Annotated in this window: 11 protein-coding genes and 1 other annotated feature; of the genes, 2 read left to right on the plus strand and 9 right to left on the minus strand. The window is 38.7% G+C overall.

What is annotated here, in order from left to right; translation table 11 throughout:
- The first annotated feature begins 65 nt into the window (after window positions 1-65).
- Together IGL70_RS09725 and rnjA are read left to right on the plus strand one after the other, a co-directional pair.
- Complete coding sequence (locus tag IGL70_RS09725; RefSeq protein WP_002287947.1) at window positions 66-278, plus strand: DNA-directed RNA polymerase subunit epsilon; 213 nt, start codon at window positions 66-68, stop codon at window positions 276-278.
- Window position 279: 1 nt separating this feature from the next.
- Window positions 280-1,959: a ribonuclease J1 gene (rnjA, locus tag IGL70_RS09730; RefSeq protein ID WP_002287948.1), complete on the plus strand. Its 1,680-nt coding sequence runs from the start codon at window positions 280-282 to the stop codon at window positions 1,957-1,959.
- 253 nt (window positions 1,960-2,212) lie between these two features.
- On the opposite strand, the gene IGL70_RS09735 is transcribed toward rnjA, so the two are convergent.
- The 9 genes from IGL70_RS09735 to IGL70_RS09775 all read right to left on the minus strand — a co-directional run bounded on the left by IGL70_RS09735 (window position 2,213) and on the right by IGL70_RS09775 (window position 14,089).
- Complete coding sequence (locus IGL70_RS09735; RefSeq protein WP_002294067.1) at window positions 2,213-2,413, minus strand: cold-shock protein; 201 nt, start codon at window positions 2,411-2,413, stop codon at window positions 2,213-2,215.
- Between the two features lie 149 nt (window positions 2,414-2,562).
- The gene (gene radC / locus IGL70_RS09740) at window positions 2,563-3,255 is read right to left on the minus strand and encodes a RadC family protein (protein ID WP_002294069.1); all 693 of its coding nucleotides are present in this window, start codon (window positions 3,253-3,255) and stop codon (window positions 2,563-2,565) included.
- Between the two features lie 54 nt (window positions 3,256-3,309).
- On the minus strand, window positions 3,310-3,963 hold the full coding sequence (locus tag IGL70_RS09745) for an HAD family hydrolase (protein ID WP_002287951.1): 654 nt from the start codon (window positions 3,961-3,963) through the stop codon (window positions 3,310-3,312).
- Complete coding sequence (locus IGL70_RS09750; RefSeq protein ID WP_104874027.1) at window positions 3,953-5,266, minus strand: bifunctional folylpolyglutamate synthase/dihydrofolate synthase; 1,314 nt, start codon at window positions 5,264-5,266, stop codon at window positions 3,953-3,955. The genes IGL70_RS09745 and IGL70_RS09750 overlap by 11 nt, the downstream gene beginning before the upstream one ends.
- A 309-nt stretch (window positions 5,267-5,575) precedes the next feature.
- On the minus strand, window positions 5,576-8,221 hold the full coding sequence (locus tag IGL70_RS09755) for a valine--tRNA ligase (protein ID WP_104874026.1): 2,646 nt from the start codon (window positions 8,219-8,221) through the stop codon (window positions 5,576-5,578).
- Window positions 8,222-8,268: 47 nt separating this feature from the next.
- Window positions 8,269-8,485: a binding site (T-box leader), on the minus strand.
- Between the two features lie 128 nt (window positions 8,486-8,613).
- Window positions 8,614-9,261: a redox-sensing transcriptional repressor Rex gene (locus IGL70_RS09760; RefSeq protein WP_002287954.1), complete on the minus strand. Its 648-nt coding sequence runs from the start codon at window positions 9,259-9,261 to the stop codon at window positions 8,614-8,616.
- Window positions 9,262-9,833: 572 nt separating this feature from the next.
- Window positions 9,834-11,045, minus strand: coding sequence for a tRNA uracil 4-sulfurtransferase ThiI (thiI, locus tag IGL70_RS09765; RefSeq protein ID WP_002287955.1), 1,212 nt, complete (start codon window positions 11,043-11,045; stop codon window positions 9,834-9,836).
- A 15-nt stretch (window positions 11,046-11,060) separates the two neighbouring features.
- Window positions 11,061-12,203, minus strand: coding sequence for a cysteine desulfurase family protein (locus IGL70_RS09770; RefSeq protein WP_002294077.1), 1,143 nt, complete (start codon window positions 12,201-12,203; stop codon window positions 11,061-11,063).
- Window positions 12,204-12,367: 164 nt separating this feature from the next.
- Window positions 12,368-14,089: a septation ring formation regulator EzrA gene (locus IGL70_RS09775; RefSeq protein WP_002287957.1), complete on the minus strand. Its 1,722-nt coding sequence runs from the start codon at window positions 14,087-14,089 to the stop codon at window positions 12,368-12,370.
- Window positions 14,090-14,259 lie beyond the last annotated feature (170 nt).

A 14,259-nucleotide genomic window follows, 5' to 3' on the forward strand; every position in this document is an offset into this window, starting at 1 on the left:
TTTGTGTTGTCTAAAAAAATCAACTAGCTAAATCACTGCTTTACGCAGATAAAGGAGACAAAACAATGATCTATAAAGTTTATTATCAAGAAACAAAAGTACGCAACCCTAAACGGGAAGAAACAAAATCTCTTTACATTGAGGCAAAAAGCGATGTAGACGCTCGCCAACGTGTGGAAGAAAATACCCCATACAATATTGAATTCGTTCAACTTCTAGAAGGAAGTCATCTAGAGTACGAAAAAGAAAATGCTGATTTCTCATTAGTGGAGTTTTAATATGAAACTTTCCATCAAAAATAACGAGACAGGCGTCTTTGCTATTGGTGGATTAGGTGAAATCGGGAAAAATACGTATGGGGTACAATTCCAAGATGAAATCATTTTGATTGATGCCGGGATCAAATTCCCGGAAGACGATTTACTTGGAATTGACTATGTCATTCCCGACTACAGCTACATCATACAAAACTTACACAAAGTAAAAGCCTTGGTGATTACTCACGGGCACGAAGACCACATCGGCGGAATACCCTACTTGCTGAAACAAGCAAATATTCCTATCTATGCTGGTCCTCTCGCATTAGCGTTGATCACAAACAAATTAGATGAGCATGGCTTGCTTCGAGATGCAGAGCTCCATGAGATCAATGAAGATACGATCATCCGTTTTAGAAAGACTTCTGTCAGCTTTTTCAGAACGACCCATAGTATCCCAGATGCATTAGGGATCGTGGTGAAAACACCTTCTGGAAATATCGTAGCGACCGGAGACTTCAAATTCGATTTCACTCCTGTTGGCGAACCAGCAAACTTGCATAAAATGGCTCGTATCGGGGAAGAAGGAGTCTTGTGCCTTTTATCTGATAGTACAAATGCTGAGATTCCAACATTCACTAAATCAGAAAAAACGATTGGGCATTCTATTTTGAAGATCTTTTCAAAAATCGAAGGACGTATCATTTTTGCCAGCTTTGCTTCTAACATCTTCCGTTTGCAGCAAGCAGCAGATGCCGCTGTGGCAACTGGTCGTAAAATCGCTGTTTTCGGACGAAGCATGGAAAATGCCATCGTCAACGGTCAACGTTTAGGATATATCAAAGTTCCAGACGGCACATTTGTAGATGCACACGAAATCAATCGCTTGCCTGCCAATGAAACGATGATCCTATGTACAGGTTCTCAAGGAGAAGCGATGGCCGCGTTGAGCCGCATCGCGAATGGTACTCACCGTCAAATCCAAATCCAGCCAGACGATACAGTGATCTTTTCAAGTTCACCTATTCCTGGTAATACAACAAGTGTCAATCATTTGATCAATTTGCTGTCTGAAGCTGGTGCAGAAGTGATTCACGGAAAAATCAATAACATCCATACTTCCGGTCACGGTGGACAAGAAGAACAAAAATTAATGCTTCGTTTGATGAAGCCAAAATATTTTATTCCTGTCCACGGAGAATTCCGCATGTTGAAAGTACATGCTTCTCTAGCACAAGATGTAGGTGTTCCTGCAGAAAACTGCTTCATCATGGAAAATGGCGATGTTTTAGCGTTAACTAGCGATTCTGCGCGTCCTGCTGGGCATTTTGTGGCTGGAGATGTGTATATCGATGGTAGCGGGATCGGTGATATTGGTAATGTCGTTTTACGTGACCGTCACCTGCTTTCAGAAGAAGGTCTTGTATTAGCTGTCGCGACAGTGGATATCAAGAAAAAAGAAATCTTGGCTGGTCCAGATATTCTCTCTCGTGGATTTGTCTACATGCGAGAATCAGGAGAAATGATCAATGAAGCTCAGCGAATCTTATTCCACGCTTTAAGAGAATGTTTGAATGGACCTGACTGTTCAGAATATAAATTGAAAGAAGCGATGACTGGCGCGCTTCAGCCTTTCTTATTCGAACGTACAGAAAGACATCCAATGATTTTGCCAATGGTAATGACGCCAGATGAAGAATAAATAAGAGGTTATGAAATCAGCACCTTGTCCTGAATATGAGAGAAAACAAATGAAAAACATGAGAAGCCATTTTTGTTTGTTCTTATTCCTTGATACAAGGTGGCTCTTTCATAGCCTCTTAAATTTATTTACTTTTTCATACAAAAAAATACCTGCCACAAGAGAAATTGTCTCTTGTGGCAGGTATTTTTGTTACTCGCTTTGTTCTCTCGTAAAAATTGATGTCTACCATCAATTTGATTTACAGATAAAATTAAGCTTTTACAACGTTTGCAGCTTGTGGGCCGCGGTCTGATTCTTCAACGTCGAAAGTCACTGCTTGACCTTCTTCTAATGTTTTGAATCCGTCACCTTGGATAGCTGAGAAGTGAACGAATACGTCGCTTCCATCTTCACGTGAGATAAATCCAAATCCTTTTTCAGCGTTGAACCATTTTACTGTTCCGTTTTCCATAATAATATCCTCCTCGTGCCAAAAGCACTAATTTAAATTGTAACATTGCTCGTGTACGATAGAGGTGCAACAGATGTTTCAACTTCTATTCCCAAACAAAATTACAATATAATTGTACACTTGCTTCATTTTTTTTGCAAGAAAGCAACTTACTTCTCTTCCATCATTCCTTCTTCTCTCAAACTAAAATATCGTTTGCGTCCGATGATCAAGTGGTCCAGTACAGTGATCCCCATCATTTCTCCACACTTTTGTATCCTTTTGGTAAAATTCATATCCTGCTGCGATGGAATAACATTACCAGAAGGATGATTATGCGCTAAAACGATCCTTGCTGCACAATAACGTACAGCATAATGGAAAATTTCTCTAGGATGAGCGACTGACTGATTCAGCGAACCGATGAACACTGTTTTTTTTAAGATCACTTGATTCTTCGTGTCCAAATAAATACAAACCAAATGTTCTTGTTTGTGATCTTTCATTTCCAGAATCAATTGCTGGGCCAATTCGTAGCTGGTACGAACCGGTGGAGCCGCTCTTTCATGATCCGTCTGAATTCGTCGACCTAATTCGATCAAGGCTTTGATTTCGATTGCTTTCACGCGTCCTATCCCTCGAATCTCTTCTAACTCATGCAAAGTAGCCTGTCGTAAAGAGGCCAGTCCTCCAAACGTTTTTAACAGATTTCCAGCAATCGACATCACACTATAAGGGTGTTGACCGGTACGCAGTAAGATTGCCAAAAGCTCCTGATCCGATAAAGCTTCAGCGCCATAAATTTCCATACGTTCCCTTGGTAAAGAGCTAGTAGGTACTTCTTTGATCAATCGTTTTCCCAAAAAAACATCTCCTTTCTATCTTATCTAAAATAAGATACGAAAAGAGATGGATTTTTATTTTAACAATGCAGGGATTTCATGTAAAGAAGAAACAACCCCAGCTGTTTTTTTGATCAATTCTTGGGATGGTGGAAGCAGATCTGGTACCATGACTACCGGGATCTCAGCCGCAGAAGCTGCTAAAATACCATTTTGTGAATCTTCTAAAATCAATGTTTCTTTCTTCGCTGTACCTAGCTTCTGATTAGCTAACAAGAAAATTTCTGGGTCTGGTTTTGCTCGTTGAACATTTTCTGCAGAAACAATCGTCTCAAATCGTTCAAACAGATTGTTCTTCTTCAATAAAAGTTCAATGACTGCTCGTTGGTTACTGGAAGCGACAACTTTGGGAATCTGATGTTCTTCTAAAAAAGAGAGGAGTTCCAACACACCGGGCTTCATTTGTACCGCTCCTTGCGAAAAACGTTCAAGCGTTTCCTGGTATGAATCATCTATGAATCTTTGTACACTTGTTTTGCCAAATTCCGAGAAAATCATATGATAATTCGCCCATACTTCTTCATCTGAAACACCTAAGAATTTTAAATACAGGTCTTTATCATAAGGAAAACCCATCTTGTCTGCTACTACTTGTGTGGCTTCGTAATACACTAACTCTGTGTCGAACAGCAAACCATCCATGTCAAAAATCACTGCATTATACTTCATGATCTCCTCCTAATTGTATTAATAAATGGCGAACTTCTGAAATGAAATAAAGTGAACCGGTCACAACTAATACGTCTTCATTTGTCATCTTTTCCAATATATCTGCTAATCCGAATTGCCACAATGAAACGATTGATACTCTCTCACTTGCTAAATCTGATACTTCACTTAATTCGATGGCTTTTGGATGTTCAAAGGTCGTCAAATAAATATGGACATTTGGTACTTGCTGCAATCGTTCTAGCATTTCTCTAACATTTTTAGTTCGTAAGGCGGAAAACAAAATGTTGATTTGATATTCTTTGAATTCTTTTTTCAAATTCTCAACAAGCCGGTTCATTGCATGCGTATTATGGGCACCATCTAAAACAACTAATGGCTCGTTACTCAAACGCTCCATTCTTCCTGGCCATCGAGATTTCTTCAATCCCTTCAAAACATCTTTTTCTCGGAAAGGCAGCTTTTCCAATTGACAGTAAACAAAATACAATTCGATGGCTACTCCTGCATTTTCAGCTTGATGTTGCCCTAAAAGCGGAGTGGTTAATTGAGGGATCTTTCCTATTTCATTAAAAAATTCAAATACTTCTCCCCACATCTCATCAGGATGCAGATAGTTTATTTTATAATTTTCCCCGTATACATAAAGCGGTGCATTTTTTGCTTTAGCTGTTTGTTGGATGACAGTAAAAGCTTCTGGGGCAATATTTCCTGTTACTACTGGAACGCCTTGTTTGATGATTCCAGCTTTTTGTGCAGCGATTTCTTCAATTGTATCTCCAAGTATTTCGGTATGATCAAGTCCAATCGTTGTTATTCCCGTCAGCATTGGTACAGCTACATTGGTAGAATCCAATAAGCCGCCTAAGCCAACTTCGATAATCGCTACGTCCACTTTCTTCATCAAAAAATAATCAAATGCCATTGCTGTTAATGTCTCGAATTCAGTAATACCAGCTACTGCTTCAAATTGATCAAGTTGTTTGATCAGTGGCTGATATTTTTTTACAAGCTGGATCAAATCATTGTCTGGGATGCTTTTGCCATTGATTGCGATCCGTTCATTGAACGTTTCGATATAAGGTGAAGTAAATGTACCTACTGTCAGCCCAGCCTCTTCTAATAGGCTTCTCAAATAAGCTACAGTAGAACCTTTTCCGTTTGTTCCAGCGATATGGATCGTTTTTACTTTTCTCTCTGGATGCCCTACCACTTCTAATAAAGCTTCGACTCGATCAAGGCCAGGACGTGAACCAAATGGTAATCGACTATGGATCCATTCTATTGCTTCTTCAATCGTCATCAACAATTCCCCCATTTCTCTTTTATTATAACAAATAGAACACATAAGAAAAATAAAAGTATGACAAAGAGAAAAGAAACAGAGAGAGGAACGATTTTATCAACTACTTTATTGACTCTTGATACATGATCCATCTCCCTCCTTCTCCTACATAATAAGAGTAGACTAAAAAAGAGATGTGACAAAATTTATGTCACATCTCTTTATGAATCGAAGCTAAGAGTGAGGCTCAAACTCTTTCCTGTAACGATGTTCAATCAGCTAGCTTTTAGTAATAGCTAGCTGATTTCACACTCTCTTTTTCTATTCTTATTGAATAGTACGCAAACTTTCGATTCGTTCTTTGACAGCCGTTTGCTTCTCTAAATAATCTTTTTCTTTTGCACGCTCTGCCTCTACTACTTCTTCCGGCGCGTTAGAAACAAAACGTTCATTAGAAAGTTTTCCTTGGACACGTTTTACTTCGCTTGTCCACTTTTCCAGTTCTTTTTCTAATCGTTTGATTTCTTCTTCAATATTGATCAATCCTGCTAACGGCAAGAAGATTTCTGCACCTGTCAGAACAGCTGACATCGCTAGATCTGGCGCAGTGATCTCACTTGATATCGTCAACTCTTCGGGATTACAGAAGCGTTCGATATAGCTTGTATTTTCAACTAAAAATTGATCGATTTTAGCATCGTTTGTTTTAATTAGCAACGTAATTGGTTTAGACAATGGTGTATTCACTTCTGAACGAATATTTCGAACGGCTCGAATCAATTCTTTCAATACTTCCATCCCTTTAGAAGCTGTTTCATCATCAAACTCTGGACGTACAACAGGATATTCTGCCACTACTAGAGAATTTCCCTGATGAGGAATATGTTCCCATATTTCTTCTGTAACGAATGGCATGATTGGATGCAATAAACGTAGGATCTGATCAAGTGTATGGACTAAGATGCTACGGGTGGTTTGTTTTGAAACAGCATCATCTCCATAAAGTACTTCTTTACTCATTTCGATGTACCAGTCACAAAAATCATCCCAGATAAAGTTATACAGTTGTCGACCTGCTTCACCAAATTCAAAACGATCAAATAGCTCAGTTACTCGTTCGATCGTTTCATTCAAACGAGTAAGGATCCACCGGTCAGCCACTGATTTTTCTCCAGATAAATCGATCTCTTCTACGGTCATTCCTTCGATATTCATGATAACGAAACGTGAAGCATTCCAGATTTTGTTGATAAAGTTCCAAGAAGCATCCATTTTTTCATAGCTGAAGCGGACATCTTGTCCTGGTGCAGAACCATTCGATAAGAACCAGCGGAGAGCATCTGCTCCATACTTTTCGATTACTTCCATCGGATCGATTCCATTACCTAATGATTTACTCATCTTCCGCCCTTGTTCGTCACGGATCAATCCATGAATCAAGACATTCTCAAATGGACGTTCGCCAGTAAATTCCAAGCTTTGGAAAATCATTCTGCTTACCCAGAAGAAAATGATGTCATAACCGGTTACTAAAGTGCTAGTAGGGAAGTATCGCTTATAATCTTCGCTTTCCGTATCTGGCCAGCCCATTGTTGAGAAAGGCCACAAAGCTGAACTAAACCAAGTGTCTAAAACATCAGGATCTTGTACCCAGTTTTCACTATCCGCTGGTGCTTCCATCCCTACATACATTTCACCTGTTTCTTTGTGATACCATGCAGGAATTTGATGTCCCCACCATAATTGTCGTGAGATTACCCAATCATGGACATTTTCCATCCAACGTAAAAACGTTTGATTGAATCTTGGAGGGAAGAATTCCACTGCTTGATCTGTTTCTTGGTTATCAATGGCTTTTTTCGCTAACGGCGCCATTTTTACAAACCATTGAGTAGACAGCCGAGGTTCAACAACGACACCTGTCCGCTCGGAATGACCCACACTGTGGATCATCGTATCGATTTTAATCAATCGACCGATTTCTTTCAGATCTTGCACGATTGCTTTACGAGCAGCAAAACGATCCATTCCAGCATATTTTCCTGCTAGTTCATTCATCGTACCATCATCATCCATAACATTTACGCGTGGAAGATCATGACGATTACCTACCTCAAAGTCGTTTGGATCATGTGCTGGAGTGATTTTTACTACACCTGTCCCGAATTCCATATCTACATATTCATCTGCAATGATTGGGATTTGTTTATTGACTAAAGGTAGAATCACTTTTTTGCCGATGAGCGCTTGATAACGCTCGTCTTCTGGATGAACAGCAATCGCCGTATCTCCCAACATCGTTTCTGGACGGGTTGTCGCAATTTCTACTACGCCTGATCCATCTGCTAGTTCATAGCTCATATGATAAAAGGCGCCTTCGATATCTTTATGAATAACTTCGATATCAGATAGAGCTGTTCGTGCTTGAGGATCCCAGTTGATGATATATTCACCACGATAAATCAAACCTTTTTCGTATAAGGTAACAAAAACTTTACGTACTGCTTCAGATAATCCATCATCTAATGTAAAACGTTCCCTACTGTAATCTAAAGATAAGCCCATTTTAGCCCACTGTTCGCGGATGTGGCTCGCATACTCTTCTTTCCATTCCCACACTTGATCGATGAACTTTTCACGACCTAGATCATAACGAGAAATCCCTTGCTCTCTAAGCTTCGCTTCTACTTTTGCTTGTGTCGCGATTCCTGCATGGTCCATACCAGGCAGCCATAAAGTATCATATCCTTGCATTCTCTTTTGACGAATCAGCATATCTTGCAAGGTCGTATCCCAAGCATGCCCTAAATGAAGTTTTCCAGTAACATTTGGGGGCGGGATTACGATTGAATAAGGTTTTGCTTTTTTATCTCCGCTCGGTTTAAACAAATCTTGTTCTAACCAATGCTGATAACGTCCAGCTTCAACTTCTTGCGGATTATATTTTGTTGATAGGTTATTTTCTTCCGTCATGCTGTTTTCCTCCTTTAAACTAAAAAACGTCCTAAAATACTTTCGTATTCTAGGACGTATGATTTACGCGGTACCACCTAAATTGCAATAATCAATCATTATTGCCTCTCAAGTGAGTTAACGATCACGACTCGTCTATCTCTACTCCATTCAAGACAGAAACTCCCAAGCTACCTTCACTGGTTGTCATTGAGAACCTTTCAGCAGATAGTTCTCTCTCTAAGAATGAATGTGCCAGTTACTCCTCTTGTTCAGCGTTATGCTTCATTCTACAATGGTTTTTTTTTTTAGTCAACAAGTGGTCGTGAAAAAACCACTTCATTTAGTACTAAAAAATTTTTGAAAGAATTACGACGAGTTCTCGCAAGATCAATAAGCCTACTCAAATTTTCCTAAGAAAAAACTTCTGAGTAATTCTCATCAAAGTAAATAAGCGTCTGCAACTCGGTTGTCAAATCAATGTATTGAACATTGACATAAGCTGGGACAGTTACTCTGTCAGGCGCAAAATTAAGTATAGCGGTTACATTTCCTTTGACAATTTCATCAATAGCAGATTGTGAATATTTACTTGGTACCGTAGAGATTGCTACTGTCACATTTTTTGCTTTGGCTATCTCCGCGAAACGATCAATCGGATAGATCATTTCTCCATCAATTACTCGATTGATCAGTGCTGGATCATTATCAAAGACGCACACGATATTTAGATTTTCATTTCTTCTAAAATTGTTGTGTTTCAATGCTTTGCCAAGATTTCCATATCCTACTAATGCGATTCGTTTTTCTTCTTTAGTATTAAGGATATTATTGAATACATCGATAAGGAAAGGGACATCATAGCCATATCCGCTTCTGCCTAGCTCGCCTAATTGCGAGAAGTCTCTGCGGATCGTTGCAGAAGGAATTTGGGTGATTTCGCTGAACTCATTTGATTTGATTCTACTTATACCTGAGTCATCCAGCATCTTCAAGTAGCGTAAATATAAAGGTAATCTTTTCGCAGTTGCTTTTGGCAGTGTATCTGTTTTTTCTCGCATAACGACGCTCCTTGTTAATAATTTCACATATTTAGTGTAACATGTTTCTAACACGGGAGCAAGGTTACAAGTAGGAAGGAAAAGGGTGTGAGACAAATAAAACGGTGTTCAAAAGCTTGCATCTGCGGTAATAAGCTCAACCAAACGTAAAATATGAGGAACTATTTTTGTTTGGCTGTTCTTATTACTTGATGCAGGGCAGCTTTTTCACAACCTCTGATACACGGTGTTCCAGAAGTAACTTCTTCGAAAAATAAGCCGAAATTTCACAAAAATTTGAAAAGCAATTTTCGTAAATTCCTTCTTATTTCTTGAAGCTGCCCACTTCTGTCACAACCTCGCTATTTCATGGGAAATTCTCTTTTTTATATCATTTATCAACTGTAGCTTGATCTCTAAATAAAATTTTATTTTTCAGTTAGTAAAAAAGAACCGGCTTTTCCATAACTTCTTGATAAATGGTATTCAATCAGCTAATCTTCGACATTAGTTCAAAAACGGTAAAATACATGGAGCTATTTTTTCGTTTTGTTTCTCTAATACTCTGGTCAAAACACTATTTTCATAACCTCTTATAGCAATTCTGAAAATTCTTCAGTTTTTTCATTAGACGATTCTGCTTGTATCTCTTCCATCTTCAAGCCAGCTAGTGCTCGTTGGATCATTTCATCTATTGCTAAACGCTCTTCATATTGATGGACCTTTTCCAGTTGAGGGCGTGTTTTTGGCTGTGGAGGAGCAAAAATCGTACAGCAATCTTCAAAAGGCTGGATAGAAAGATTAAATGTATCGATCTGTTCTGCTACTTCAATGATTTCAAGTTTATCCATTGTCGCTACAGGCCGAATGATTGGCGTATTCGTTACTTCATTGATAGCCACCATACTTTGCAAAGTTTGTGAAGCCACTTGACCTAATGATTCACCATTCAAAATGACTAAACCATGACGAATACGGCGAATTTCATCGGTCAAACGCAACATCATTCGACGAGTAATTGTCATCCAATATCCTTGTGGCACTGACTTTTTGATTTCTTCTTGAATCTCGGTAAATGGCACTTCGATAAAATGGATCGTTCCCACATAAGGTGCTAGTTTGGCTGTTAGATCTTTTGCTTTTTGCAGTGCTTGTTCACTTGTATACGGCGGACTAGCAAAATGAACAGCTTCAATTTCCACTCCCCGCTTCATGGCAAAGTACCCTGCTACAGGAGAATCAATCCCCCCAGAAAGCATAAGCATTCCTTTTCCGCTTGTTCCTACGGGCAATCCTCCAGCTCCCTTGATCGTTTCATACGATAGATAAGCGCCATCACGCCGAATCTCTACACGTAATGGAATATCTGGTTGACGCATTTGAACTTGGATATGCGGGAAAATATCAAAAACAGCATTACCTAATGTTTGATTCAATTCATTACTTGTCAATTCAAATTGGTGATCGCTTCTTTTAGCGATAATTTTAAATGTTTCTTTCCCAGTATAAATTTCTTTCATGATGTCTTGAACAGCTTGTTTCAAAACTTCGACATCTTTTTCTACACGAATACTTGGAGAAAAATTTTGGATCCCAAATATTTTTGCTAGTTTTGGAATAACTAGCTGCCCGTCTGCGCCATTCAATAAAAGATGCATCCGGTCCCGATCAGCATGGATTTTGATTTCTGGAAAGTCTTTCAAAGCTTGTCTGACATTTTGTGCTAGTTGCATGATAAAGCTTTTTCGATTCTTTCCTTTTGTCGAAAGTTCCCCATAACGGACCATAATTTCACTGTATTTCACAAGAACACTCCTCTTTTAATTGATTGCAGAAAATTTCTTATAAAGCTGCTTGAAAATAATCATAAATTGCTCGACTTCTGCAAGCGAATTGTTTTCATCTAAGCTGATTCGAACAGCAGATGTAGCCAGATCATTTGGTACATGCATTGCGTGCAATGTACTGCTTGCCATATGTTTACGTGAGGAGCAGGCACTAGTAGTAGAAACAAATATTTGTTTTTCTTCTAAGGCATGGACGAGAACTTCGCCGCGAATTCCTTTTAGAGCAAAACATAAAATATGCGGTGCATAGTCAGTTCCTTCTGAAAAAATCGTCACTTTCTCATACGTCTTCAACGCATTGATTAGAGCTACTTTTAAGCGTTGTGTCTGCTCAGGTTTTTGTTCCTTTATCTCTAATGATAAACGTAAAGCTTTAGCCATAGCCACAATACCTGGAACATTTTCTGTCCCACTTCGCTGATTTCTTTCTTGCCCTCCACCTGTCAGTAATGGTGCTAAACGACGACCCTTTTTCCAATAAATGAAACCAGTTCCCCGTGGGCCATGGAATTTATGAGCTGAAAATGTTGCAAAATCAACTCTTTCTGTCAACCATTGCGAGAATGGTACTTTTCCAATCGCCTGAACAGCATCTACATGGAAATGAATTTTAGGAAAATCATCCAAAAGATCACTGATTTCCTGGATGGGCTGAATCGATCCTACTTCATTATTCACAGCCATAACAGAGACTAATACTGTCTCTTTTCTTATTAATTCTTTCAATTCGTCGACACGTACAAATCCGCGTTTATCCACTGGGGCGATACTTACTTCGATTCCTAATTCTTTTAATTGTTCTGCTGTCTCGCTGACGGCCGGATGTTCGACTCCTGAAATGATCATATGATTCCCATATTCTCTTTTTTCGATCATCGTTCCTTTTAATACCCAGTTATCTCCTTCTGTTCCGCCTGAAGTAAAATAGATTTCTTCTGGTTCTACATGGATCAAATCAGCGATCTGCTTTCTTGCTTGCTGCAACAACCGGTTAGCTTGATTGCCTAAATCATGCAAGCTTGATGGATTCCCAATAATCCGCTGACTGGTTTTTACATATGCATCTAAGCTTTGCGGAAAGATTGGGGTTGTTGCACTGTTATCAAAATATATCATAAGAAACCCCTCTTTTTTGAAATTCTTTTCTATTATAACGGTTGTCCAAGGTGCTTTCAAGAGCAGGTGAAATTTTCACTTGTTTCAATTTTCAAATATACAAAAAAAGACAAGAACAAGACAATAATCCGTCTTGCTCTTGCTGGTTTACTAACTTTTTTGCTTTATACTAAGTCTGGATGATTAAAATAAAAATCTTCGATGCGTTTGAAAGCACCAGGTTCTACTCGCTCTAATGCTGTACCGATTTCGTCTAATGCTTCTTGATAGTGATATTCTTTATTGAATAAATAGTAGCTTTTATCAATTGCTTCTCTCACTTCTTCGTGTGTATGACGATAACGATTTGCATATTGGAGCATTTGCTCCGTTAATGCTGCTGCATCTACTAAATCATGTGTCTTCTTATCTAATAATTCTAGATCTTCTTCACATAGAGCAACTAAACGATTGACCTCTTCCATGTTTACTCGAATTTTATTCAAGACAACACTTAGTTCTTCAATACGGTCAGTAGCAACAAAAAAGAATTCTAGGTAATCATTCGGCAAGCCAGGCAAACGTTGTTTTTCTACAAAACGTTTCAAACTGCGCAATTTGAATTCGAATGTATCGATCTTTTCTTGCGCTTCTTTTTCGCCTTTTCTCAATTCATGTAATGAGTCGTCGATCTCTACTTGTTGCTTTTCGATATCTTCTAAGACTTTGAAGACTGTTTTATAGAACGTGCGCACTTCTGAATAAGGAATTTCGTGTTGACGGATCTGTGGAATCATCTGTTCATTTTGACGTTCCATTTCTTCCACTTCGGTTTGGAAACCTCGTACACGACCAATTTCATTGTGGTTCAATGTATAGCTTTGAGATGTGTGATCCAGCTCAATCAATAATTGACGGTTATTCTTTGTTGTATGTTTGATATACTCTGCAATCGTTGATTGGTTAGTTTTTACATATCTCTGAGCTTCCATTTCCCGTTCTAAGATATCATATAACGAATCAATCAAATCAGCTGTTTCACGGTTTTCAAATTCGACCGTTTCAACTTCTGTTTTTTCAAGATTGGCTAATGAATTTTCAATTCTTCGACTTACTTTTGCGATATCTTCAGCAAGATCTTCTTCTGGGAATACATATTGTTCTTCCATCAATTTCTCGTAAGTATCACTGATTTCTTCAAGTTGTTCAGGGAAAGTGGTATGGAGCTCCTCATACAGCGGTGGAATTTTTTTCATCAGAGCTTCCACTTCATACGTATGTTTTTCTGCTTTATCCAAAACCTCGCGGGCTTCAACAGGGTCTCCAGAAGTGTTTAAAGTCACAAACTGCGTAAATTCTTTTTCGATCACTTTGATCTGTTTTTGCAATTCAAAAAGAGCTGGTCCGTATTCATGCTCGTCTTCTCTGACTTTTTCTTTCAGTTCTTCATAGACGTCAAGTGCCTGCTGAACAGCTAGTGAGTTGCGTTCTTCCGTTTCCCGCAATTCCTTTAGACCTTCACGGATTTCCGTCACTTGTTTCTCCATTTGGTCCATTGTAGCTTCTGCTTCAACAACTGCTTTTTTTCCTTTTAAGAACCGAAAACTTTCATTGAGGTTTTCCACTTCGAAAATTTGACTTTCTAGTTCAGCGAACGAGGAAGTAGATATGTCATTCCATTTTTGACTCCATTCACGAAAGGTATTTTGGCTTTGCCCAACCAGATGCATTTTTTTAACATCATCGACTTCTTCAATCACTGGCAAGTCAAATAATTCTTCCTTGCGTTTTTCTAAGGCATCCAATCGATCTTGGTTTTTTTTCTTCATCAAGTAACTAACCAAAAAGACGACAATGGCGACTATAATGATTGCAATGACGATTCCGATGATAACATTATTTCCCATTTATGGTTCCTCCGTTTTCAGTATGCATCTTTTATGCAACAGATGGCGTTCTGCTTGGCATAAATCCAAATAATACGTCTCTCGTGCAAAAGACATCTATTCTAGATTATAGCATACTATTTTCATGCATTCACTAACTTAAACGAAAATCTTTTGTTTTTCCATCGGAT

Origin of the sequence: Enterococcus sp. DIV0901a (genome assembly GCF_051711525.1) — a bacterium.
Lineage (GTDB): Bacteria > Bacillota > Bacilli > Lactobacillales > Enterococcaceae > Enterococcus_B > Enterococcus_B faecium.